The sequence below is a fragment of the Chryseobacterium sp. FH1 genome (genome assembly GCF_000735135.1).
GTDB lineage: Bacteria > Bacteroidota > Bacteroidia > Flavobacteriales > Weeksellaceae > Epilithonimonas.
Window position 1 is genome coordinate 940,936 of record NZ_JPLZ01000006.1, and the last position, 23,022, is coordinate 963,957.

General features: G+C 37.3%; 19 protein-coding genes. 9 read left to right on the plus strand and 10 right to left on the minus strand.

Translation table 11 applies throughout. The features are described 5' to 3' along the window. Nucleotides 1–154 precede the first annotated feature (154 nt). The 4 genes from IO90_RS11215 to IO90_RS11230 form a co-directional block, all read right to left on the minus strand. On the minus strand, nt 155–3,346 hold the full coding sequence (locus IO90_RS11215) for an efflux RND transporter permease subunit (RefSeq protein WP_034966496.1): 3,192 nt from the start codon (nt 3,344–3,346) through the stop codon (nt 155–157). Nucleotides 3,347–3,352: 6 nt separating this feature from the next. Further along, nucleotides 3,353–4,417 (minus strand): efflux RND transporter periplasmic adaptor subunit, encoded by a 1,065-nt coding sequence (locus tag IO90_RS11220; RefSeq protein WP_034966498.1) that lies wholly within the window; start codon nt 4,415–4,417, stop codon nt 3,353–3,355. Nucleotides 4,418–4,424: 7 nt separating this feature from the next. Beyond that, the gene (locus IO90_RS11225) at nt 4,425–5,777 is read right to left on the minus strand and encodes a TolC family protein (RefSeq protein WP_034966501.1); all 1,353 of its coding nucleotides are present in this window, start codon (nt 5,775–5,777) and stop codon (nt 4,425–4,427) included. 98 nt (nt 5,778–5,875) lie between these two features. Then, nucleotides 5,876–6,469 carry a TetR/AcrR family transcriptional regulator gene (locus IO90_RS11230; RefSeq protein WP_034966502.1) on the minus strand — a complete coding sequence of 198 codons (594 nt, stop codon included), beginning with the start codon at nt 6,467–6,469 and terminating at the stop codon, nt 5,876–5,878. A gap of 276 nt (nt 6,470–6,745) precedes the next feature. On the opposite strand from IO90_RS11230, the gene IO90_RS11235 reads away from it, so the two are divergent. Further along, nucleotides 6,746–7,951, plus strand: coding sequence for an RsmB/NOP family class I SAM-dependent RNA methyltransferase (locus IO90_RS11235; RefSeq protein ID WP_034966504.1), 1,206 nt, complete (start codon nt 6,746–6,748; stop codon nt 7,949–7,951). Nucleotides 7,952–8,177: 226 nt separating this feature from the next. On the opposite strand, the gene IO90_RS11240 is transcribed toward IO90_RS11235, so the two are convergent. Next, nucleotides 8,178–9,242, minus strand: coding sequence for an NAD(P)-dependent alcohol dehydrogenase (locus IO90_RS11240; protein ID WP_034966505.1), 1,065 nt, complete (start codon nt 9,240–9,242; stop codon nt 8,178–8,180). Nucleotides 9,243–9,279: 37 nt separating this feature from the next. Here IO90_RS11240 and IO90_RS18405 point away from each other — a divergent pair, with 37 nt between their 5' ends. Beyond that, nucleotides 9,280–9,711 (plus strand): VanZ family protein, encoded by a 432-nt coding sequence (locus IO90_RS18405; protein ID WP_051878566.1) that lies wholly within the window; start codon nt 9,280–9,282, stop codon nt 9,709–9,711. Here IO90_RS18405 and IO90_RS11250 read toward each other — a convergent pair. Together IO90_RS11250 and IO90_RS11255 are read right to left on the minus strand one after the other, a co-directional pair. Beyond that, nucleotides 9,698–11,380, minus strand: coding sequence for an OmpA family protein (locus IO90_RS11250; protein WP_034966506.1), 1,683 nt, complete (start codon nt 11,378–11,380; stop codon nt 9,698–9,700). The genes IO90_RS18405 and IO90_RS11250 overlap by 14 nt on opposite strands. 92 nt (nt 11,381–11,472) lie before the next feature. Further along, nucleotides 11,473–11,820, minus strand: coding sequence for a T9SS type A sorting domain-containing protein (locus tag IO90_RS11255; protein ID WP_034966508.1), 348 nt, complete (start codon nt 11,818–11,820; stop codon nt 11,473–11,475). 106 nt (nt 11,821–11,926) lie between these two features. Between IO90_RS11255 and hemB the strand changes: the two genes are divergently transcribed. Continuing rightward, on the plus strand, nt 11,927–12,919 hold the full coding sequence (gene hemB, locus IO90_RS11260) for a porphobilinogen synthase (protein WP_185094387.1): 993 nt from the start codon (nt 11,927–11,929) through the stop codon (nt 12,917–12,919). A gap of 277 nt (nt 12,920–13,196) precedes the next feature. Here hemB and rmuC read toward each other — a convergent pair whose 3' ends face one another. From rmuC to IO90_RS11275, 3 genes are all read right to left on the minus strand, one after another. Next, the gene (rmuC, locus tag IO90_RS11265; protein ID WP_034966513.1) at nt 13,197–14,540 is read right to left on the minus strand and encodes a DNA recombination protein RmuC; all 1,344 of its coding nucleotides are present in this window, start codon (nt 14,538–14,540) and stop codon (nt 13,197–13,199) included. 80 nt (nt 14,541–14,620) lie between these two features. Beyond that, the gene (locus IO90_RS11270; RefSeq protein ID WP_034966516.1) at nt 14,621–15,499 is read right to left on the minus strand and encodes a PPK2 family polyphosphate kinase; all 879 of its coding nucleotides are present in this window, start codon (nt 15,497–15,499) and stop codon (nt 14,621–14,623) included. Nucleotides 15,500–15,579: 80 nt separating this feature from the next. Next, nucleotides 15,580–16,092 carry a DUF1573 domain-containing protein gene (locus IO90_RS11275; protein WP_081871810.1) on the minus strand — a complete coding sequence of 171 codons (513 nt, stop codon included), beginning with the start codon at nt 16,090–16,092 and terminating at the stop codon, nt 15,580–15,582. Between the two features lie 119 nt (nt 16,093–16,211). Here IO90_RS11275 and IO90_RS11280 point away from each other — a divergent pair, with 119 nt between their 5' ends. The 6 genes from IO90_RS11280 (at nt 16,212) to IO90_RS11305 (ending at nt 22,685) form a co-directional block, all read left to right on the plus strand. Then, entirely contained in the window at nt 16,212–18,830 is a 2,619-nt protein-coding gene (locus IO90_RS11280) for a valine--tRNA ligase (protein ID WP_034966519.1), read from the plus strand. A 72-nt stretch (nt 18,831–18,902) separates the two neighbouring features. Next, nucleotides 18,903–19,547 carry a DUF4241 domain-containing protein gene (locus tag IO90_RS11285; protein ID WP_034966521.1) on the plus strand — a complete coding sequence of 215 codons (645 nt, stop codon included), beginning with the start codon at nt 18,903–18,905 and terminating at the stop codon, nt 19,545–19,547. A gap of 72 nt (nt 19,548–19,619) precedes the next feature. After that, nucleotides 19,620–20,528, plus strand: coding sequence for a ribokinase (locus tag IO90_RS11290; protein ID WP_034966524.1), 909 nt, complete (start codon nt 19,620–19,622; stop codon nt 20,526–20,528). 54 nt (nt 20,529–20,582) lie between these two features. Next, complete coding sequence (locus IO90_RS11295; RefSeq protein ID WP_034966526.1) at nt 20,583–21,422, plus strand: alpha/beta fold hydrolase; 840 nt, start codon at nt 20,583–20,585, stop codon at nt 21,420–21,422. Beyond that, nucleotides 21,422–22,066, plus strand: a complete 645-nt coding sequence (locus tag IO90_RS11300; RefSeq protein WP_034968961.1) for an HD domain-containing protein — start codon at nt 21,422–21,424, stop codon at nt 22,064–22,066. Before IO90_RS11295 ends, IO90_RS11300 begins: the two co-directional genes overlap by 1 nt. A gap of 28 nt (nt 22,067–22,094) precedes the next feature. Continuing rightward, entirely contained in the window at nt 22,095–22,685 is a 591-nt protein-coding gene (locus IO90_RS11305) for a hypothetical protein (protein WP_228374678.1), read from the plus strand. Nucleotides 22,686–23,022: the final 337 nt, after the last annotated feature.

The window sequence follows — 23,022 nt, forward strand, 5'->3', positions numbered from 1 at the left end:
AAGCGTAAAAGAAAATGTAATTGACATTTTTATCTAAAATTATTTACTGCTTAATTGGTTTGCAATATCATTTAGAATTTAGTGTTATCATGAAAAAAGGAAAGCGCCTTGTAACAAAACAAGACACTTTCCCAGTTAAATAATTGATATATGATTAATCTATGTGTTTAGGCGTATAACCGTCTTCACTTAGTTCTTTTTCTTCATATTCAGCTTTCATTTCAGCATCATAATCAACAGTTTCATGTTTGCCCATTCTTCTCAACAAAGAGTCGAATAGTGAATAAACCGTAGGAACAATAATCAAGGTCAGGAATAATGACGATGTCAAACCACCGATGATTACCCAAGCCAAACCGTTGTTCATTTCCGCTCCTGCTCCTTTTGCAATTGCAATTGGGATCATACCGAAGATCATCGCAATTGTTGTCATCAAGATTGGACGAAGACGCGCGTGGTTGGCCTGAATCAAAGCGTCGTGCGTATTGGCTCCGGCCGCTTTTCTCATATTGGCAAAATCGACAATCATAATCGCATTTTTTGCCACCAAACCAATCAACATAATCATACCCAACATCGTAAAGATATTAATGGTATTTCCTGTAATTGCCAAGATTACCATTACTCCAATCAATGCCAATGGAATTGAGAACAATACCACAAACGGATAAACAAATGAGTCATAAAGTGAAACCATCACAAGATAAACCAATACGATAGCCGCTAATAAAGCAATCCCCAACGTACCCATACCTTCTGTTTGGTTTTCCATATCACCACTCCAGATGTAATTTACTCCAGCTGGTCTTGTTTTTTCGTTTTCCTTAAACTGATCTGCCCATTCGTTGGCAACATCAGCCATCGCACGACCTACAACTTTAGATTTCACTTTTACAGAAGCTGTTTTATCTCTACGCTCCAGCAAGCTTGGTCCTGAACCCATTCTTACATCAGCAAACTGGCTCAATCTGATTTGTTCGCCTGATGGATTGGTGAACATCAAGTTTCTTACATCATCAATCGATTGTCTGTTGGCATCACCAAAACGGATATTGATGTCGTATTCATATTCGCCAGCTCTGAATTTTCCATCTGTATTTCCATTGAATGCAGTTTGCATTGTTTGTCCTACACTTGAAAGATTTAAACCTAGAGAAGACATTTTATCTCTGTCGATGTTCACCTGAACTTCAGGATTTCCTGAGTCTGAGGATAATTCTGCATCTACAGCTCCTGGAACTTTCTTAAGCAAAGCAAGAATTCTGTTGGCTTCTTTGTTTGCGGTTGCGTTGTCTGGAGCGGTAACTACCATTTCAATTGGGGCGGCGTCTGCTCCCATCAATCCGATTGGTGCTGTTTTAAACTCCACGCCGGTGAATTTCTCTTCTAAAGCTCTCTTGATTTTGGCTGATTTGATATCCGTACTTTCGTTACGTTCAGCTTTATCAACCAAAATTACCTGAATTTCTGATTGGTACAAAGTTGCCTGCGCACCACCAAAACCTGATGACTGCTGACCAACCGTTGTAATCATATCTACAACATCTTTATCGTCTCTCAAATATTTTTCAACCTGTAAAGTCAATTGGTTGGTTTTTTCAACGGAAGCATCTTTTGGTAATTCCATCTGAACGAGGAACTGGCCTCTGTCCATTTTCGGGAAGAATTCTCCACCGATGAATCCGCCACCCATTAATCCCATTGTCACGACAATTAGAAGTACAAATGTAAGAACAACGGTCATAATTCTTCTTAAACCAGATTTTAAGACCCACTCAAGAATTCCTGTAATCCAATGTGTGAATTTATCTAATTGCTTTTCAAACCAAAGGATGAATTTCTCGAAAGGATTTTTCCCCGTTAAATGAACTAACTTCCCGAATCTTGAAGATAACCAAGGAATAATTGTAAATGATGCCAGTAATGAGAACAATGTTGCAATAACTACCGTGACACAAAATTGTGCTAAGATGTCTGAAACCAAACCTGAGCTCATCGCAATTGGTAAGAATACCACGACGATTACCATCGTAATCGCTGTTACGGTAAATCCAATTTCTGAAGCGCCATCGTACGCGGCACGGATTCTGCTTTTACCCATTTCCATGTGGCGATAAACGTTCTCCAATACAACAATCGCATCATCCACAAGAATACCTACAACAAGTGAAAGTCCTAGTAAACTCATTAAGTTTAGCGTGTATCCCATCAAGTACATTCCGATTACTGTTGCAATCAACGATACTGGAATCGAAACCATTACGATAAATGCGTTTCTGATGTTGTGAAGGAACAATAACATTACAACTGCCACAAGGATAATTGCTAAGAACAAATCGAAAATTACGTGGTCTGCCGCTTCCAATGTAAATTCTGTATTGTCATCTACAATTGTTACTTTGACTGCCTGGACTTTATAATTGTCTTGAACCTGCGCGATTGTCTTTTGTACTGCTTCGGAAACCGATACTGCATTGGCATCAGATTGTTTTTTTACTTGAAGTAAAATGGTGGGATTTTGGTTAAATCTCGCCACTTTCTCAACATCTTTTTGTGTGTCGAAAACGGTTGCAACATCCGACAAACGAACTTGCGCTCCGTTTTTGTTGGAAACCACAAGGCTGTTCATCTCTGCTACATCTCTGTATTTCCCAGAAAGTCTGATAGTAGATCTAGAAGTTCTTGTTTTCAAAGCTCCTGTTGGGAAGTCCAAGTTTGATGAAAGAATGGCTTGTTGTACATCACCAATCGAAAGGCCATAACCCTGCAATTTTCTTTCGTCCAAACTTACCTGAATCTCTCTTTCTTGTCCACCAACAAGATCTACCTGAGCAACACCATTTACACGGGAAAAGATTGGTTCTATTTTTTTATCTAAAAGGTTATAGAGATCCTTGTTGTTCATTTTGTCACTGGTGATACTCAATGTCATAATTGGTAAATCATCCAAAGAGAATTTCTGAAGTGACGGTGGGTCTGCATCTTCCGGAAGGTCTGCCAAAATTGCGTTTACTTTTCTCTGCGCATCATTCAATGCATAGTTCACATCGGCACCTGTGTTCAGCTGAACCATAATCACCGATAAACTTTCATAAGAAGAAGACTCAACTTTCTTTACGTTTTCCAAAGAGCCAACGGCATCTTCAATCTTTCTGGTCACCGAAGTTTCCACCTCACTTGGCGAAGCTCCCGGATAAACCGTAGAAATCGTTACCATATTGGTTTCAAACTTCGGAATCAATTCGTACCCCATCATGGAGTAGCTTAACAAACCTCCCAACGTCAGAATCGTAAACAATACGATAACGAGGGACGGTCTTTTAATAGATATTTCTGCTAACTTCATCTTCTACTACTTTACGATATTGATTTTCGAACCGTTATCTAGGTTGATCTGTCCACTGGTAATCACTTGCTCGCCACCATTTAGTCCGCTAATGATCTGAACTTTGTCGCCATAAACTTTACCAGTTTTAACAGTGATCATTTTTGCAGTACCGTTTTTTTCAACGATGAAAATCTGACCAGAGCTTACGCCATTTGCAAAAGCTTCGGCAGGAACGGTCAACATATTTTGAGTCTCAGCACCGTGGTTGGTTTTGAATGTTGCTGTTGCATACATTCCGGCTTTTAAATTTCCTCTGTTTTGAACTTCAATCTCAACTGGGAAATTAAGAGAAGCGTCACTTTTTGGAGCAATGAACGTAATTCTACCCGTGAAAGAATCTTCTGGCAAAACATTGACGTTGATTGCCACTTCTTGTCCCAATTGGATTCTGCCAACTTGACTTTCATCAACCAAAACAGAAAGCTTAAGAGAATTGATATTCACGATTTCGAATAATGCTGTCCCTGGAGCAACAACCGCTCCTGGCTCTACCATTTTTTTATTAATAGTTCCGCTGATTCCAGCTCTTACACTTGTATCATTTATTTTGACACCTTGAGCTCTCACTGCCGCTTTCATATTTTGAAGTTGCAGTCTGGAGTTGTCCAATTGTTGTTTCGTCACACCTCCAGTTTTGAAAGCATTTTCGTAGCGCTGATTATCGATGATGGCATTTTGCAAATTGTTTTGAGCTTGAGCCACGTCAACTTCGATCGCATCTCTCTTGATGGTAGCCAAAACTTGTCCTGCACCAACTCTAGATCCTTCTTTTACAAAAACACTTACCACGCGGCCAGAAATATCAGCCGACTGATTAGTTTCTTGTTTCGGGATAAAAGTTCCGTTTGCAGAATAATCTGTATTGATGTCCTCTCTTCCAACAGTGATAACGTTCACATTGATTTTATCTACCTGTCTTGCCACTTCCTTCACTTCAGTGTCTTGCTTCTTCTTGTTGTCGGAAATTTTCCAAGCGGCCAAGCCTATAAGTACTGCGGCTACGATGATATATATTAAAGTCTTTTTCATAGTTTTATTATGGATTTTGTAAAGTATTAAGTTCTCCTTTTGCTTTTATTAGTTTGATCTCGGCTTGTTTATAGTCTAATAATGAAGTTGTGTAATTCTGTTTTGCATCTGTAAGTGCATTTTCAGAATCAAGAACCTCTGTCAAAGTTGCCAATCCGTATTGATAATTGGACTGTGTGTCTTTTTGTACTTTTTCAGCCAATTCCACATTGCCTTTCATATTATCAATGTTAATAATGGAATTTTCCATATTCTCGATGGCATTTTTGTATTCCAAACTCAAGCTCAACTGTGTATTTTCAATATCAAGATCCAAATCCTGAATATCAATCTCAGCCTGTTGGATTTTTGATTTTGTAGCACCACCTGTAAAAATTGGAATATTGATATTCAGACCAATCGCAGAATAGTCACTCCAAAGAACACCGTTGTTCAAGCCATTTGAAAGTGGGAATCTTTTACCCATTCCTGCCCATCCGTAATTCGCGGTCAAGCCAACAGTTGGATAGAGATAGGCTTCGGTAGCTTTCAAATTATATTGAAGAAGTTCTCTATTTTTGTTCAAAACTCTCACCTCTGTTCTCTCGTCAAGATTTACAGTTCCGGCAATCAATTCTGGTCTTGGCTCGATGGATTTTTCTTCCAATTCAATTTGCTTATCGATTGGAACACCCATATAAAACTTCAAAGAGTTTTTGGAAAGTTCCACGGCATTTACCAATTGTTGTCTGCTTGCGCTGATGTTTGTCAGTTGCACGTTGGTTCTATCCAAATCGATTCCTTTAGCCAAACCATTGTCCACCAAACTTTTGATGACGTTTCTTACTTTTTCCGTATTGGTGTAACTTACGTTGAGCGTTTTAAGATTCTCTTCCTGTACAAAAACTTGATAATAAGCCGTTGCAACATTCTCGATGATTTGCTCATTTGAGAGTTGGGCATTCAAAACGTAAAACTCTCTGGTAGATTTTGCCGCTTTCAGACCTGTGAAAACCCTTTGATCAAAAATAGCTTGGTTCAAAGTTACCACAGCTTGGGAAGACCACGGTTGCCCAAGTTGTGCTCGGATTCTCTCTCCTCCAAACTCCAAAAGTGACTCTTGGATGATTGGATTGTAAGTCAAACCTGCAGTAGCACTGATCTGTGGCAATGCGCCTGCTCTGGCTTCAGCAATTTTGTACTCTGCTTTTTTCACCTGCAAAGCCGCTTTTTTAGCTTCTGCCTTATTTTGCAACGCCTGTTTTATGGCTTCCTGCAAAGACACCTGTTGCTGTGCAAAAGCAGATGTAGAGCCGAAAATCATAAATGCTGCCGCTATTCCTAATTTTAGCTTTTGCGCAGGCACTAATTTTCTATTCATAATTTATTAATCTATATTTTTAATTTTTTTTAACTTTCCTTTATTTCCTACGGACGTTCCATCTTTATTAATACCTTAATATTTGTTAAATATTTTTATTAATTTTTAAAAAGCATTTTCAGGATGATGTCTCTACGGTCCGAAATCAATCTGTCAAATTCCTTAGAATCGATTTCCATATTTTCCATAAAAAGCGGTCTTACAGCACTTGGGAAAATTAGCAGTGAAATCATATTGAAGATGAATTGAATCGGTTCCATAGGTTCTATATTTCCCAAATCCATTTCTTTCTGTATATCCTTCAGCATCTTTTCTTTATGCTCTTGCTCTATGTCTCTTTTGTGGCAATTCCCTTTATTGATTTGAGAAACGATGTAAGTTTCCAAATATGGATACTGAAGACTTGTTTGCAGACTCCCTTCTATAAAAAGTGTTATTTTTTCCTTAAAAGCCAAATCGGAATCTTGAATAATGTCCGATTTTTCCCTTTCTACTTTCTGAGCTTCATCAAAAACAATCTGAATCAAATTGTCTCTTGAGCGAAAATAATAGTTGATGAGCGTTCTGTTAACTCCAGCCTCATCTGCAATCTCTTGTGTAGTTGCATCAAATCTTCCCTGAACAAAGAATAGATTCTTCGCAGTTTCTTTGATCAACTCCTGTGTTTGGTCTTTTTTTTCTTGTTTTGACATTTTTGTTAAACAATTTTGTGCAAATTTAAATCAATCAAATGTTTTGACAAAATTGTTAAACAATAAAATTAAACAAAAATGATAAAATTCATATAAATTTAATATTATAAATCACCAGCAACTCTTTTCATAAGACAAGATTTCTTTCAAGATTTTAAATATAAAAGCTGTAACTTTGCAGACTGTATCACAGTGAGTTAATAAAATTAAACCAGCTCAAACCAACTGTAAAACTCACATTCTCAAATAGTAAATCATAACATTTTATCATAATTAATGGAACTTATACATCGCAATCTTTTAATCGGAATTCACGATTGTCTACAGGAAACGTTTTTCGAAGACAGAAAATACGCCGACAAAGTCATAGAACGACTCCTCAAAGCCCATAGAAAATGGGGAAGCGAAGACCGACGCGTAGTTTCCGAGATTTTTTACAACATCATCCGTTGGAAAAAACGCTTGGAATACTATATGGGAGAAAGCGCAAAACCTACGAATGTTTACAAAATGATCATCGCGTACTTGCTCTGGAGCAAAACGCATTACAAAAAATTTGAGGAATTCGACGGCATCAAAGTCGCAGATATCCTTACAAAACTGAAAAAAGGAACCGTTCCTACAAAAGCCATCGAACATTCGATTCCAGATTGGTTGGCAGAAACCCTTGAAAAAGAATTGGGAAAAAACTGGGAGAAAGAAATGGTCGCGCTCAACGAGCAAGCACCAACAGTTTTGCGCGCCAACACTCTGAAAACGACACCGAGAGAATTGATAGCCGATTTAAATGATGAAAATGTTGAGGCATTCACCATCAAGAATTATCCAGACGCAATCCAATTAGCAGAAAAGAAGAACGTTTTCTTGACATCAGCTTTCAAAGACGGATTTTTCGAAGTTCAGGATGCGAGTTCCCAAAAAATCGGAGAATTGCTAGATGTGCAGGAAGGAATGCGTGTTGTAGATGCTTGCGCTGGTGCTGGTGGAAAAACTTTGCACTTGGCGGCATTAATGAAAAACAAAGGACAAATCATTGCACTGGATATCTATGGATGGAAACTAACTGAACTAAAAAGACGTGCAAAAAGAGCAGGAGCTCACAACATAGAAGCGAGATTGATAGAGGACAACAAAGTGATCAAAAGACTTCACGAGAAAGCAGACAGGTTGTTGATTGATTCGCCTTGTTCAGGACTTGGTGTTTTGAAAAGAAATCCAGATTCCAAATGGAAAATAGATCAGGCCTTCATCGACAGGATCAAAGGAGAGCAGCAGCAGATTCTGCAAGATTATTCTAAAATCCTTAAAAAGGGTGGACAGATGATCTACGCAACTTGTTCGATTTTACCTTCTGAAAATAATGAGCAAGTAGAAAAATTCCTTCAGAACAATCCAGACTTTACGCTTTTGAAGGATCAAAAGATAATGCCAAGCGAAGGCTATGATGGTTTCTACATGGCGCTTATCAAGCGTAACGCATAAAAAAATCCTGGTCAATTACAAGAATTGATCAGGATTTAAAAAACACAAATGATGAAAGGACAAAACTAGGACAAAACATAAAATAAAATCTTATCAAATGATAAGATTTATTTGAAAATGAGTTTTAAAAATAAAAAAATCGAGTTCACATTATGAACTCGATTTTTATTTTAAGCTGAATTGATTAAGTGTAAGATTTAGCAATTCAACTTTTCAATAGGGTTTATTAATCCTTCAAACTCTTCATGTCAATCACGAATCTATATTTTACATCACTTTTTAGCATTCTTTCGTAAGCTTCGTTGATGTCCTGCATCTTGATGATTTCGATATCAGAGACAATATTCTTTTCTCCACAGAAATCTAGCATCTCTTGAGTTTCTTTGATGCCACCAATTAAAGATCCTGCAACTGAACGTCTTTTGTAAATCATTGGCTTGGTACTTACAGAATCATTATCAAAATCTCCGATGTAACCTACCAGAACCAAAGTCCCGTTTACAGCCAAAGTGTTCATATAAACATTGATGTCGTGCTCGTAAGGAACAGTGTCTATGATCAGATCAAATTTGTTCAGAACAGATTTCATTTCCTCTTCGTCCGTTGAGATGATGACGTGATCTGCCCCTAGCTTCTTTGCATCATCACTTTTTCCTGCACTTCTTGAGAACAAAGAAACGTCTGCACCAAGTCCTTTTGCTAATTTAATGGCCATATGACCAAGGCCACCAAGCCCTACAACTGCAACTTTGGAATTCTCATTCACATTCCAATGTTTCAAAGGTGACCAAGTCGTAATCCCAGCACAAAGTAGGGGTGCAACTGCGGCCAGATCCAAATTTTCAGGAACGCTCAAAACAAAATGCTCATCCACAACTACAGACTCGGAATATCCGCCGTAAGTTCTTTGATTTTCAAAATATTTATCTTTCCCATTGTAAGTTCCAGTGAATCCATTTTCGCAGAATTGCTCAAGATCTTGCGCACAACTGCTACAAGTTCTGCACGAATCTACCATACAGCCAACTGCTGCCAGATCTCCAACTTTGAATTTTGAAACTTCACTTCCAACACCTGTAATTCTTCCCACAATTTCATGACCAGGAACGGCAGGATAAACAGATCCGCCCCAGTCATTTCTTGCTGTGTGAAGATCTGAATGGCAAACACCACAATACAAGATGTCAATTTCTACATCTTTTGGTTGGATTTCTCTTCTTTCAATCGTCAATAATTCCAAGTCATTTTCTGGAGCGTTTGTCCCGAAAGCCTTTACTTTGCTTGTATTCATTTTATTTTAAATATTTTTACGTTTTAAATTATTTTTAATGAAGTTTGTTGTCAATAGATATTTTCCGGTTCTCATCAATATTTACACAGTTTGGATTTTATACCTTTTATTTTTTGCTTCGTTTCGATATTCAGAAACGATTCTATTTGAATTAAGAACAATTCCGTTCCAAACGATTGAAGATTATTCTACAAATGTTATTAAATATGATAAATTAGAATTTATTAAGAATATATTTGGCAATATCATACTTTTCATTCCTTATGGATTTTTAGGAATCCTTTATCCTAGACTCAATCAATTCAAATGGATATTTTTTGTTTTTTTTACAATTATTAATATCATTGAGTTTTCCCAATATTATTTTAAAAGAGGTTTTGCTGATGTTGATGATGTGATTCTCAATACACTTGGAATGACAATAGGCTACATCATTTATAAAAATTGGTTTTTCATTAAGGACAAATAACCTTCATCTCTGTCCTTCTGTTGGTTTGGTGTTGGTCTTCATTGCAATCTACACCATTACTACATTTATTCAGAATTTGGGTTTCGCCGTATCCAATTGGTTGTAATCTCAATTTGGAAATTCCTTTTGATACTAAATATTCCACCGCAGAGTTCGCTCGGTTCTGAGACAATGTTTTATTATAATCATCCGAAGCTCGTGAATCTGTATGGGATGCTAATTCCACTTTTACATTCGGGTTGTCTTTCATAAACTGTACCAATTTATTAAGCTCAGCCATTGCATCTTCTCTTATGAAAAATTTGTCCAGGTCATAATGGATGTTCTTCAGATTGATTGGTTTTCCGCAAGTGGTTTCTTCCATACACACTTGTAGATTTAGGAAAAACGTATTGCTTCTATCCACATTTTTCGAACTTACAGTCTCAGTCTGAGAAAAGTAATTTCCTTTTTTTCCATAAATATTGTAAGTGGTATTCTTTTCAGCTTTGAAATAGAATTTACCCTCAACACTGGTTTTTATCTCTTGAACGATTTCTGTTTGATTATTCTTGATGACAACAGTAACATCTCTCAGGGGATTTTTAGAATTACAAATACTCACTTGTCCTTTTACGAAAAATGTTTCTTTGTCTGTCGAGATTTCTTTCTTCAGAGTTGAGTTTTTGACGAACTCACTTTTATTGGCTTTTGTTGAAATCAAATCTATATGATGAAGGCTTCCCCTGATCTCATAATTCTCAGGCTTGATATTTTTGAAAAATGCAACACCTTGCGCATTGGTTCTAGCGAAGTAAGCGCGTTTTCCATTCTTGTAAAGTTCCACAAAGGCATCAGGCAAGATCTCACCCGTTTCTTTGTCTTTCGCGATCACCGTCATTCCATAATTGGGACTAGACTCCTTGAATGGCAATCTAAATGTAAGCCCAGCAAAAAATCCAACCGAATGTGCCTCGTGATCCAAAGCCGAAGTTCTAATCTCCGCGTTTGCTGGAGAGATCGTATTCCGATTATCCATTGTCGAAAAAGGAATATAACCAGACGAATTTCCATTCGCCATCAAATCCTTCGTTTTGAAATGTTGCAAGTAATATCCGCCGACATTCAGACCAATATTTTCTGAAAAGAACCAATTAAATTCCAATTCGCCTTTTCCAGAAAAAACATTTTGCTCATCATAACCTCTATGAAAATTAAGATTGTAATCTGTTGCGCCATTATTTGAGATTACTGAAGTTTCGCCACCTTTGATATTCGAGATTCCACCTTTCAGTTTAAAGGTCAATCCCAGATCATCAGTGATCACCCATCGGAAATTTGGACCCAATCCGAAGAAGTAACGCTGGATTTTGTTTTCGCTTAAACTTGGATCAGAAAGTTTCGTATTTCCCAAATATAAATTCTCCGTTGGATAAGAGCTTTTCGGTGTATTTGAAAGATAATCTGCATCGATTCCAAAACCAAACCAGTTAAAATAATAATCCGCCGAAATCCCAAGATTCAAATTGGGTTGGTAATCAATATATTTGGTTTGATTGCTGTAAGATGGAAAATCCAATCCGCCTCTCAAAGATATATTTAGTTGGTTGTTATCGTAAAGAGAATTCCTTAATTGAGAACTGAAATTTTGATAAAAGAGAATGAAAAATAAGTAGAAATAATTTCTCATAATTAAGTTTTCTTGGTTGCCACAAATTTACAGAATTTAATCAATAAAAAATGCCAGTCGAAACTGGCATTGTATGTTGTAAACAAAAATTATTACTGTTTGATGATCTGAGTGATCTTCTGCGTATTGTCATCCAACGTATATCGCATTAGATATTTTCCAGGACGCAATTTATCAAGTCTTAATTCAGTATTGTTACTATTAATGTTGTACTCAGCAACTTGAGCTCCCAAAATCGAGAAGAAGGTTACCGTTTTTATCTTTACAGAATTGTCTTTAGATTTTAGCACCAAAACGTCCTTGGTAGGATTAGGATAGGCCATCAAAACACCATCATCGGTCCTTTGAGAAGAAATTGTACGTGCAGTCTGTGCTTTCATTTCTCCCGAAAATCCCACTGATACTACCGTAAATATGATAAAGAATAAAAGTTTTTTCATTCGCTTAAGTCTGTATTATTACAATTACAACAAATATATTTTAAATAAATTACCTACGCAATAGTCTAACAATAAAAGTATAATTAAATTTGCATAAATATTTTCAATCAAGATGATCTCAAGAAATAGAAGACTCAGAACCAACGATTCTATCAGAAGTCTAGTGCGCGAAACCAGCCTTACAACAAACGATTTGGTCTTGCCAATGTTCGTTACAGAAGGTGATAACAAAAAAGAAGCCATCTCATCTATGCCAGGCGTTTTTAGGCAAAGTTTAGATCTTACGGTCAAAACTGTTAAAGAAAATTATGACCTTGGGATCAAAGCCATCAATCTCTACATGAAGGTTTCCGATAACCTGAAAGATAACACCGGAAAAGAATCCTGGAATCCAAACGGATTGATGCAAACGGCCATCAAAGCTATCAAAGACGCCGTCCCGGGAATCATCATTATGCCAGATGTGGCGTTGGATCCGTACTCGATTTACGGTCACGACGGCATCATCAAGAATGGAAAGATTGACAATGATTCGACTGTAGAAGCACTCGTGAAAATGGGAGTTTCCCTTGCAGAAGCCGGCGCAGACATTTTGGCACCTAGCGATATGATGGACGGTCGTGTTCTAGCAATGCGCGAAGGTCTGGAGGAAAACGGATTCACAGATGTTGGGATTTTGTCCTACGCCGCCAAGTATGCAAGTGCGTTCTACGGCCCGTTCAGAAGTGCTTTGGATAGCGCACCAGTTGACAATCAGGATATTCCAGCGGACAAGAAAACCTACCAAATGGATTTCCACAATTCCCGCGAAGCCATCGATGAAGCTTTGAAAGACGTGGACGAAGGTGCCGACATCATTATGATAAAACCCGGAATGCCTTATCTGGACATCGTTTCCAAGATCCGCGAACTCATCACGCAACCAATCGCCGTTTACCAAGTCAGTGGAGAATATGCAATGTTGAAAGCCGCTGCCCAAAACGGTTGGCTGGACAATGACAAAGTGCTCATAGAAAGCCTCACCTCCATCAAACGTGCCGGCGCCGATATGATCTTCACCTACGCCGCTCCCGAAGTTGCAAAATTATTGAATAGATAATATTTTAGGAGCTTAATCCCGCTTTCCACTATATCTTTTTTGCTTTCATCACATTTGGTTTTCGAAACACGATTTGTAAAAAAGCAAAAAAGGATGCCGTTGCAATCGGGGCTATGGGTTTTGTCATCCAAACATTGCTTTGTAAAAAAGTTTTTCCATCTCTTTAAAGAAAGCCAAAGAGTGGCGACCTATTAGTAGAAAATGTAGTTAGGATGAGCAAAGCTCCATAGGAGCGACCTGTAAAAACAGGCACTAAAAAGTTAATATGCGAAAAAAATCAATCTTCCTCGCCCAAACCCTGAGGAAGATTTTTTTTGTTCTTAATTCCCAGACCTTTCAACTTCTGAGTCTGGATGATCAAATTATCATTCCCAGAGCTCAACTGCTTGAAAGCGTCATTGTAAGAATTCTTAGCCTGATCGATATTTTTTCCAATGCGTTCCAGATTGTCAACAAAGCCAACAAATTTATCGTACAATTTCGCACCTCTGTCCGCAATTTCCATCGCATTTCGATTTTGATGTTCGCGTTTCCAAAGATCTTGGATCAATTTTAAAGAAGTTATTAGGTTGGTTGGGCTCAATAATAAAATCCTCTTGTCGTAAGCAAAATTCCAAAGATTTGGGTCAGTTTGCAAAGCTGTCATATAAGCAGCTTCACTTGGAACAAACATCATTACAAAGTCCAAGGATTTATCAAAATCATCGTATGCTTTCTGACTCAGTTGCAAAATGTGATTTTTGACCGATTGCAAATGTTGGTTCTGTTTGATGGTGAAAATTTCAGCATCTGTTTCGTCCGTCATTTCCACAAAAGCGGTGAGAGAAACTTTGCTGTCGATGATCACATTTCTATTGTCTGGATATTTTACAACCGCGTCAGGACGCATTTTTTTACCGGAAAATTCGGAGAAAATGGCTTTGTTGTTTTCATCTCGGAGTTCGTGCTCCATGAAGTATTCCTGATTTTTCCTCAATCCAGATTTTTCCAGAATACTTTCCAGGATCATTTCGCCCCAATTTCCCTGAGTTTTGCTTTCACCTTTCAAAGCGCGCGTCAGCTTTTTGGCATCTTCGGAAATTTGTTGGTTCAGGTCTTTCAATTCACGTACTTTTTCGCCGAGGGAGAAGCGTTCCTTGGATTCCTTGTCATAAGTTTCGTTCACTGTATTTTTCAGTTCATTGATCTTTTCCTGAAAAGGTTCAAGAATCAACTTTAACTGATTTTGATTGAGCTGTGTGAACTTTTCAGATTTTTGTTCCAGAATTTGATTTGCCGTTTTCTCAAACTGAAGACGATTTGTTTCCTGAATTTTTACAAAATCCTCCTTTTGATGTTCTAGATTTTCCTGCAGGTTTTTGTAATGTGCGTTGAGTTCCGCATTTGTGAAAAGAAGTTCTTCCTTACTTTTTTGGATCAATGAATTTTCTCTCGTCAATTCAAGATTGAAAAGTTTTAGTTCCTCTAGTTTTTGTTGATAATTGATTTCGTTTTCCTGTGCGCGAATCAGTTTCTCATTGGCATCATCAAAGTTTTTTTTGCTGACAGAATTTGATTTCGTTATGAGGAAAACCAAAATCCCACCGATAACTGTTCCAAGAATTAAGTAAATAATCTCCATTTTTATTTTTCGTTATTTTCTACAATATTAAAATAACATTTACTTATCAAATTATGGTTTTCCGTAAAAAATAAAAATTATCACTTCTCGCTTTCCAATTTAGCTTTTGAATCTGCCAAACCTTTTTTCTCCTTATCAGAAAGCTCAGGAAATTTCAAATTCATCTCTTCCAGTTGGTCAATAATAATCTGAATCGCTGCCACTCTTGTAAACCATTTTTTATCAGCTGGAATCACAAACCACGGTGCAGATTCTGTAGAAGTTTCGTTGATAGCGTTTTCATAAACCTTTTGATAATCATCCCAAAATCCCCTTTCGGTAATATCTGCGGAAGAAAATTTCCAGTTCTTATCTTCTTCATTGATTCTATCGAGGAATCTTTCCTTTTGTTCTTCTTTTGAAACGTTTAAGAAGATCTTTATAATCTTTGTTCCATTTTTTGCCAGATGTTTTTCAAAGTTTCGGATGCTTTCAAATCTGTTTTCCCAGAATTTCTCATCAAATTGCTTTACATCTGTCCAAGTTTTCTCGTTGAGGTTATATTCTGGATGCACCTTGCAAACCAAAACACTTTCGTAATGCGAGCGGTTGAAAATCCCGATTTTTCCTTTTTCTGGCAACGCATTGTATTGTCTCCAAAGAAAATCATGTTGATACTCCTTCGAGCTTGGACTTTTGAAACTTGTGACTTCGCAACCTTGTGGATTCACACCACCCAAAACGTGTGCTATCAAACTGTCTTTTCCCGCCGCATCCATCGCCTGGAGAATGATTAACAAAGATTGACTTCCATCCGCGTACAGTTTTTCTTGAAGGAGATGTAGCTTTTCTTTCTCAGTTTCTAAAAGTAGTTTAGCTTCGTCTTTATTAAGCTTTCCTTTATAAGTTGTATTATGCTTTTTGATTTTGAATTTTGAATTTTCTTTAATCAGAAAATCATCAGAAAAATTATATTTCATAAAAGTTGATTTGAAGTAAAGGTAAAAAAAACCGCCTCGTTAACAAAACGAGACGGTTTTTAAAAAATATTTTAAAAATTTTATTTGACTGTTTGTACTTGATCAAATGCCTTTTTTTTAGTAGATCTTTTACCTGCCTCAGGTTTTGCACTTTCTACCACTGTAGCTTGTATAGGGCTTACCACTGCTTTAGAATCTGTAACAGCAACAGCTTTTGTAGCTCCAGCAACATCTTCCACATTACCCTTGATGTAAATTACAGATCTATTGTTTGCTGGGTCATTAGAGTAAACTTCAATCAATTTGTTGAAGGCTCCTTTGATGCCTGTGTTGTATCCAACTTTAATCTTAGCTTCCTTTCCTGGTAAGATTGGATCTTTGCTCCATTCTGGTGTTGTACATCCGCAAGAAGGTTTTACTTCGCTGATGATAAGAGGTTTGTCTCCTGTATTTTTAACTGTAAAAAATCTGTGACCGTCTGATCCAGCTTTTACATTTCCGTAGTCAAAAGTTGTTTTGTCAAATGAGATTGTTTGTGCAGATGCAAAAGCCAAAGCTCCTGTCATAAATAATCCTGCAAGAATCTTTTTCATATTTTTTTCGTTTTAATTAAATTTTAAAGAACAAAGTTATAAATAATTTGATTATGTGATGTTAATTTTTTCACATTATCTTATTTTTGCAACTTATAAAGCAAAAAAATACTTACGACATGCAGATCGCTGACAAATATAGTCCACAAGAAACCGAGCAAAAATGGTATGACTTCTGGTTGGAGAACAAATATTTCCACTCCACACCAGATGACAGACCGCCTTATACGATTGTAATTCCACCACCAAACGTGACGGGAATTCTTCACATGGGACACATGTTGAACAACACTATTCAGGATGTTTTGGTCAGAAGAGCGAGAATGCAAGGTTTCAATGCTTGCTGGGTTCCAGGAACGGATCACGCATCAATCGCCACAGAAGCGAAAGTTGTAGCGAAATTGAAGTCTGAAGGCATCAGCAAAAAAGATATCACGAGAGAAGAATTCCTAAAGCACGCTTGGGAATGGAAAGAAAAATACGGTGGAACAATCTTGGAACAATTAAAAAAATTAGGTTGTTCTTGCGATTGGGACAGGACGAGATTCACGATGGAGGAGAATCTTTCCAAATCTGTGATCAAGGTTTTTGTTGATCTTTATAACAAAGGTTTGATCTACAGAGGTTATAAGGTTGTAAACTGGGATCCGGAAGCTCAAACCAATATTTCTGATGAAGAAGTGATCTTCAAAGAGCAAAACGGAAAATTATTCTATTTAAAGTATAAAATCGAAGGAACAGAGGATTTCCTAACTGTTGCGACAACACGTCCTGAAACCATTTTTGGTGATGTTGCAGTTTGTGTAAATCCGAATGACGAAAGATACCAACATTTGAAAGGCAAAAACGTGATTGTTCCAATTGTAAACAGAGTTGTTCCAATTATTGAAGATGATTATGTTGATATCGAATTCGGAACAGGAGCGTTGAAAATCACGCCTGCTCACGATATCAATGACTACGAAATCGGACAAAGACACGGTCTGCCAATTATTGATTCTATGGATAATGATGCGGTTTTGAACGAACACGGAATGCATTACCAAGGTCAAGGCAGATTTACCGTTAGAAAAGAAATTGCTAAAGAATTAGAGAAAAACGACCTTCTTCTAAAAGCGGAAGATTACGTGAATAAAGTTGGAACTTCTGAAAGAACTGGCGCCGTGATCGAGCCGAAAATTTCTGTTCAATGGTTCCTGAAAATGTCCGAAATGGCAAAACCAGCTTTGGATGTTGTGATGGATGATAAGATTAAATTCCATCCTGAGAAATTCAAAAATACTTATCGCCATTGGATGGAGAATGTTCACGATTGGAATATTTCTAGACAACTTTGGTGGGGACAGCAGATTCCGGCGTTCTATTATGGAACGGGCGAAAATGAATTTGTTGTAGCAGAAAATATCGAAGATGCTGTAAAATTAGCTCAAGAAAAAACGTCCAACTCCCAACTTCAAGCTTCTGATTTAAGACAAGACGAAGATGCGCTAGATACTTGGTTCTCCTCTTGGTTGTGGCCAATGTCGGTTTTCGAAGGGATTTTGGATCCGGAAAATAAAGACATCAATTATTATTATCCAACGGCAGATCTAGTTACTGGTCCGGATATTATCTTCTTCTGGGTTGCCAGAATGATCATGGCAGGATTGGAATTCAGACAAGAAGTACCGTTCAAAAATGTTTATTTTACAGGAATTGTACGTGATAAACAGAGACGAAAAATGTCCAAGCAATTAGGAAACTCGCCAGATCCAATTGACTTGATCGAGAAATATGGTGCAGATGGCGTTCGTGTAGGAAGTTTGTTGAGTTCTGCAGCAGGAAATGATCTTTTGTTTGATGAAGATTTGATGTTGCAGGGAAGAAATTTCGCAACTAAGATTTGGAATGCGTACAAATTGATCCAAGGTTGGAAAAGAGACGAATCTATCAAAGCTCAAAACCACGACCTTCAAACCATCGAATGGTTCGGTGAACAACTGAATAAAACAATCGGTGAAATCGAAGATCAATTCTCAAAATTCAGGATTTCTGATGGATTGCATTTGGTTTACAAACTGATCTGGGACGATTTCTGTTCTTGGTATTTGGAAGCTGTGAAACCGAATTTCGGCGAAGCAATCAGCGAAGATGTTTATCAAAAAACAATTGCTTATTTTGAGGAATTGATGAAATTGTTGCATCCATTTATGCCTTTCTTGTCAGAGGAACTTTGGCAATCGATTTCTGATAGAAAGATTGATGAAGCTTTGATCATCACACAACAAAAGAAATCTGAAATTTATAACGAACAAAACATCAAAGATTTCGATTTTGCTAAAGAAGTGATTTCCGGTGTTAGAAATTACCGACAATCAAAAGGGATTTCGCCAAGAGAATCTGTGGAAGTTTTCACAAATGCAACAGAGCTTAAAGATGCTGAAGTCATACAGAAATTATCAAATATTTCAGAAATCAATTTTGCTCAAAAAACTGATAAACCAAGTTTCACATTCTTAGTTGGTTCTAATGAGTTCTCAATTCCATTAAGCGAAAATCTTGACCTTGGTGAAGAAAAAATCAAAACTGAAGAAGAAATTAAATATCTGAAAGGCTTCTTAATTTCGGTTGACAAAAAGCTTTCAAATGAAAAATTTGTTGCAAACGCAAAACCTGAAGTTGTAGAAATCGAACGTAAAAAGCAAAAGGATGCTCAAGATAAAATTGTCCTTTTAGAAGAAAAATTAAAGAGTTTGTAGGACACTGGAAGTTGGATCAATGTTTTCAATAAAGTAAACTTCCATCTTCCAGCACCAAACATCCATCAGATTATGACACACATCGAAAACATAAAAAAATTATTCTCCAAAAATTTTGTAGAAAACCCACTTCTGGAAACGTATGAAGCTGGAGAAATTCACATTTCTTCAGGTTTCATCGTGGCTAGCGATCCTTTGATTTCGCCAGATCATTCGGCTTTCACGCAGGAATTCCCAAAAGGTAATTTCCCAGTTCATATTTACAAAGAAACAGAATCCAATTGTGTCGCTTACGCGGAGATTGTTTTTGATAAAAATAAAATTGCAGAGAACTGGAAATTGGCTTTGTCCGACGGTCAGAATTTGAAAGATTTGAAAGACGAAGAAATCTACGGTTATCTTGTGGAATCTGGGATGGGAAGCTTTATGGACAAAGAGGCTCAGAACGCATTGAACCAATTGGAAAAAGATTTATTTAATCAAAAAGGAGATCTATTTATGGGAATCTACGAAGAGTTTTTCCATTCGCATTTCTTTAATGAAAATGGCGCAATCGACCAGTTTTCAATATTGAAACCATACGGAGATAAAAAGGAAAACATTGCCGCTTTTGAGACAGGTTATGGCGAAGGATTCTATGCAACGTATATTGGTTATTCCAAAGATAATCAGGTAGTTAAATTAATTTCTGAATTTATAGAAATTGGTATGGATTAATTGATTACTTTAGCTTCAATTGAAATCGCAATTAGAGATTCCATTTGACTCTTAATATTATCAAGATTACCAATGAAACTGAGTAATGCAAAACCGCAAATCGTAGTTGTAGGAAGTTCTTCTATAGATTTGATTATGAAGACTTCCAAAATTCCAACCGCAAACAACACTGTTCTCGCAGAAAATCTGTCGAGTTATTTGGGTGGAAAAGGAGCTAATCAAGCCATTGCAACTTCCCGTTTGGGCGCGCATACGTCACTCGTGAGTTGTGTAGGAATGGATCCTTACGGGCAACAGGTTTTGAGGAATCTGGATGATGAAGAAGTGAATGTGACCTACGTTTTCGAAGATGAGGACGAAGCAACTGGAACGGCTTATGTGACGGCTTCCGATGAAGGAAATGCCATCACAGTAGTTCCTGCAGCCAATTACAATCTATCACCAAAAAATATAGACGAAGCCGAGAAATATTTGGCCACTGCAGAATTGATTCTGACCCAAATGGAAATCCCTGCAAAAACTGTCGAATATCTTTTCAGAAAGGCAAAAAAACTGAATAAGAAAATCGGAATTTACGCCGCTCCGGCAAGCAGACTTTCTGATGAGGTGGTAGAATATGCAACTTTCATCGTTGCTAAAAGCACAGATTTGGAAATCATCTTTGGCGAGGGCAATCACGAAGATATTATGAAACATCTTCCTAATAAATTGTTTGTAAGAGATGGCGCAAACAGTACCAGTTATTTTGACGGTTCTGAAATGAAATATTTCCGAAAAAATCCAAGTACAGAAGCGCACAATATGGGATTGGGAGATGCTTTTACGTCCGGATTTTCTATAGCGCTGCTCCATAAAAATTCTATTGAAGATTGTGTAAAATTTGGAAATGAAGTTGCTTTGAAAGCCGCCGACTACCGAGGTTCTCAAAAAGGTTTGCCTTATCTGAAAGAAATGAAAGAATTAATATCCCACGCATATTAATAGCCAAGAAAACTCAAACAAATTTTCTACTTTTACTGAAGTCTAATCACTTTTATGAAAAGTATTGATCTAATGACAGACGATAATTATACATTGTCTGCTCATCTTTTCGAGCCAGAAAATTCCAATAATAAATTGTTGCTCATCAACTCGGCCACGGGTGTGAAACAGCAGATTTATTTTTCATTTGCCCAATATTTTTCCAATGCAGGTTTTACAGTGATCACCTATGATTATCGTGGAATTGGACTTTCGAAACCGAAAAAGATGAAAGGTTTTGAAGCCTCGATGAGAATTTGGGGAACTGAGGATTACAAAGCTGTAACAAATTATATCAGATCCAATTTTCCAAATTATCAGAAGTTTTGCCTTGGACATTCGCTGGGCGCACTGATTTTGGGGATGAATGAAGAATCGAAGATGTTTGAGGAATTTATTTTCGTGGGAACTCAAAATGCTTTCGTTGGTAATTTGAAACTTAAAACAAAAATTGAGGCCTACCTTGGCTTTGGAATTGCACAACCTTTGTCAACAAAAATCCTTGGTTATTTTCCTGGCAATTGGTTTGGTTTAGGGGAAAGTTTACCGTCGGGAAGTGCTTTCGATTGGCGAACTTTGGTTTTAAATAAAAAGTCAACAAATAAACTGTTGGAGAAAGTAAAAGACTTTTCAAAAGATTTGAATCAAAAAGTGTTTGTCATAAGAGCAGAAGACGATGTTTGGCTGACAGATAAAGGTGTAAAATCTCTCCTCGCAAATACTTACCCAAATCTGAAACCAACTTACAGATTAATCAAAACCTCAGAATCTGAAAAGAAGGAAATAGGACATATCAACTTTTTCCGAAGTTATAACAGGAAGCTTTGGAGTATTATTTTAAAAGAATTGAATTAATGGAATTGATAAACAAAACAATAGAATTAGTAAAACAAAAATTAGAAGGCACAGAATCCGGTCACGACTGGTTTCATATAGAACGTGTCTGGAAGCTAAGTTTACACATCCACGAGAAAGAAGGTGGCGACAAATTGGTCATCGAGTTGGCCGCACTTCTACACGATATAGCTGACCCAAAATTCCACAATGGCGACGAAACTTTAGCAACAAAAATCGTAACGGAATTTCTAACCGACCAGAAAGTCGATTCAAAAATCATCGCCAAAGTTATTTTTATTATAGAAAATATGTCTTTCAAAAACAGGAATGACGCACCAAAAGATTTGCCTTTGGAACTCAAAATTGTGCAAGATGCGGACAGATTGGACGCAATTGGCGCCATCGGAATTGCCAGAACTTTCAACTTCGGTGGTTACAAAAACAATCTGATGTACCATCCGGACATCGAGCCAAAACTCAATCAATCCAAAGAAGATTACAAAAAATCAAACGGAACCACCATCAACCATTTCTACGAAAAATTGTTGTTGCTAAAAGACCTTTTGAACACCAAAACCGCAAAAGAAATCGGAGAAGAAAGGCATCAATTTATGCTTCAGTTTTTGGATCAGTTTTACCGCGAGTGGAATGTCACTTTTTAATTGGCGAGAAACCGTTATCTTTGCTTAGATGATTATATTTCTATTTTTCCTTTTACTTATTTTTGCGCTTTTTCTCTCGGCGATTCGAGGTGAAAAATGGAATTTCTGGAATAAGGTTTCCCGAAGCATTATTACCATTTCTGCAGCCACGTATTTTACATTTTGGTTTGTGGAGAAAAGTGTTTCCCAGTTTTTGGAAAATTCTTTGGCAATTCAGGTGATCAATTACTTGCCACAACCGATTGATTTTTATGTTATTAGGATTCAGGATCGTGTTCCTGAAAATCAAAAATTCAGTTCCAAACACGTTGGGCAAGTTCGTCCGGAGCATTTCCGCATAGAATATCTCAATATGCAAAAGTCCAACGAGTTTTGGGTCGTAGGTTACATCGGTAAGGGAAATCTCGTCTATTTTTCGCAAGTCGCTGTTCCGAATATCAACGAGGACAAGATCATCGAGGTTCGAAATTACATCAACCACAGCCAGAAACTTTCCGCAATCGCCTCACAAAAAGTCGAAGATCTGAAATACGAAAACATCAAGCTCAGCATTTGGGTGACGTTGGATTTGCTATTGATTTTCCTCAATTCTGTTTTGCTTTTTAGGCGCCGGAGTTAATTTTGGACAGCTTTTCCCGCCTTCCGTTCCCTCCCGATTTTACATCGGCATCCACTCAAGTCGGGTTGCATTTCGCAAAGTTTAACCAATCATTATCAAACGAAATTTTGTCATTCGTAGAACTGTAGGAACTATTATGAAAAAACATCACTTAATATTGACATCCTGCAAGATTATAGGTCACTCCCCTGGAGCTTTGCTTTTCTCTTGTCTTGTTTCTACCAGCAGGTCGCCACTCCGTGGATTCAAAAAAACCCTGACTGAGCAAAACACCTGTTATCGCAATCATTTATTGTTTTAATGAAATCGATGAATCTTCGATTTGTGAAACTTAAAA

What these genes read in the sequence shown, in the direction of transcription:
- IO90_RS18405 (WP_051878566.1), top strand. Translation starts at nt 9,280, where the DNA reads ATGAAGTTTGTTGTCAATAGATATTTTCCGGTTCTCATCAATATTTAC.
- IO90_RS11235 (WP_034966504.1), top strand. Translation starts at nt 6,746, where the DNA reads ATGGAACTTATACATCGCAATCTTTTAATCGGAATTCACGATTGTCTA.
- IO90_RS11230 (WP_034966502.1), bottom strand. Translation starts at nt 6,469, where the DNA reads ATGTCAAAACAAGAAAAAAAAGACCAAACACAGGAGTTGATCAAAGAA.
- IO90_RS11275 (WP_081871810.1), bottom strand. Translation starts at nt 16,092, where the DNA reads ATGAAAAAGATTCTTGCAGGATTATTTATGACAGGAGCTTTGGCTTTT.
- IO90_RS11285 (WP_034966521.1), top strand. Translation starts at nt 18,903, where the DNA reads ATGACACACATCGAAAACATAAAAAAATTATTCTCCAAAAATTTTGTA.
- IO90_RS11255 (WP_034966508.1), bottom strand. Translation starts at nt 11,820, where the DNA reads ATGAAAAAACTTTTATTCTTTATCATATTTACGGTAGTATCAGTGGGA.
- IO90_RS11270 (WP_034966516.1), bottom strand. Translation starts at nt 15,499, where the DNA reads ATGAAATATAATTTTTCTGATGATTTTCTGATTAAAGAAAATTCAAAA.
- IO90_RS11305 (WP_228374678.1), top strand. Translation starts at nt 22,095, where the DNA reads ATGATTATATTTCTATTTTTCCTTTTACTTATTTTTGCGCTTTTTCTC.
- IO90_RS11250 (WP_034966506.1), bottom strand. Translation starts at nt 11,380, where the DNA reads ATGAGAAATTATTTCTACTTATTTTTCATTCTCTTTTATCAAAATTTC.
- rmuC (WP_034966513.1), bottom strand. Translation starts at nt 14,540, where the DNA reads ATGGAGATTATTTACTTAATTCTTGGAACAGTTATCGGTGGGATTTTG.
- IO90_RS11300 (WP_034968961.1), top strand. Translation starts at nt 21,422, where the DNA reads ATGGAATTGATAAACAAAACAATAGAATTAGTAAAACAAAAATTAGAA.
- IO90_RS11225 (WP_034966501.1), bottom strand. Translation starts at nt 5,777, where the DNA reads ATGAATAGAAAATTAGTGCCTGCGCAAAAGCTAAAATTAGGAATAGCG.
- IO90_RS11295 (WP_034966526.1), top strand. Translation starts at nt 20,583, where the DNA reads ATGAAAAGTATTGATCTAATGACAGACGATAATTATACATTGTCTGCT.
- IO90_RS11280 (WP_034966519.1), top strand. Translation starts at nt 16,212, where the DNA reads ATGCAGATCGCTGACAAATATAGTCCACAAGAAACCGAGCAAAAATGG.
- IO90_RS11220 (WP_034966498.1), bottom strand. Translation starts at nt 4,417, where the DNA reads ATGAAAAAGACTTTAATATATATCATCGTAGCCGCAGTACTTATAGGC.
- IO90_RS11240 (WP_034966505.1), bottom strand. Translation starts at nt 9,242, where the DNA reads ATGAATACAAGCAAAGTAAAGGCTTTCGGGACAAACGCTCCAGAAAAT.
- IO90_RS11290 (WP_034966524.1), top strand. Translation starts at nt 19,620, where the DNA reads ATGAAACTGAGTAATGCAAAACCGCAAATCGTAGTTGTAGGAAGTTCT.
- IO90_RS11215 (WP_034966496.1), bottom strand. Translation starts at nt 3,346, where the DNA reads ATGAAGTTAGCAGAAATATCTATTAAAAGACCGTCCCTCGTTATCGTA.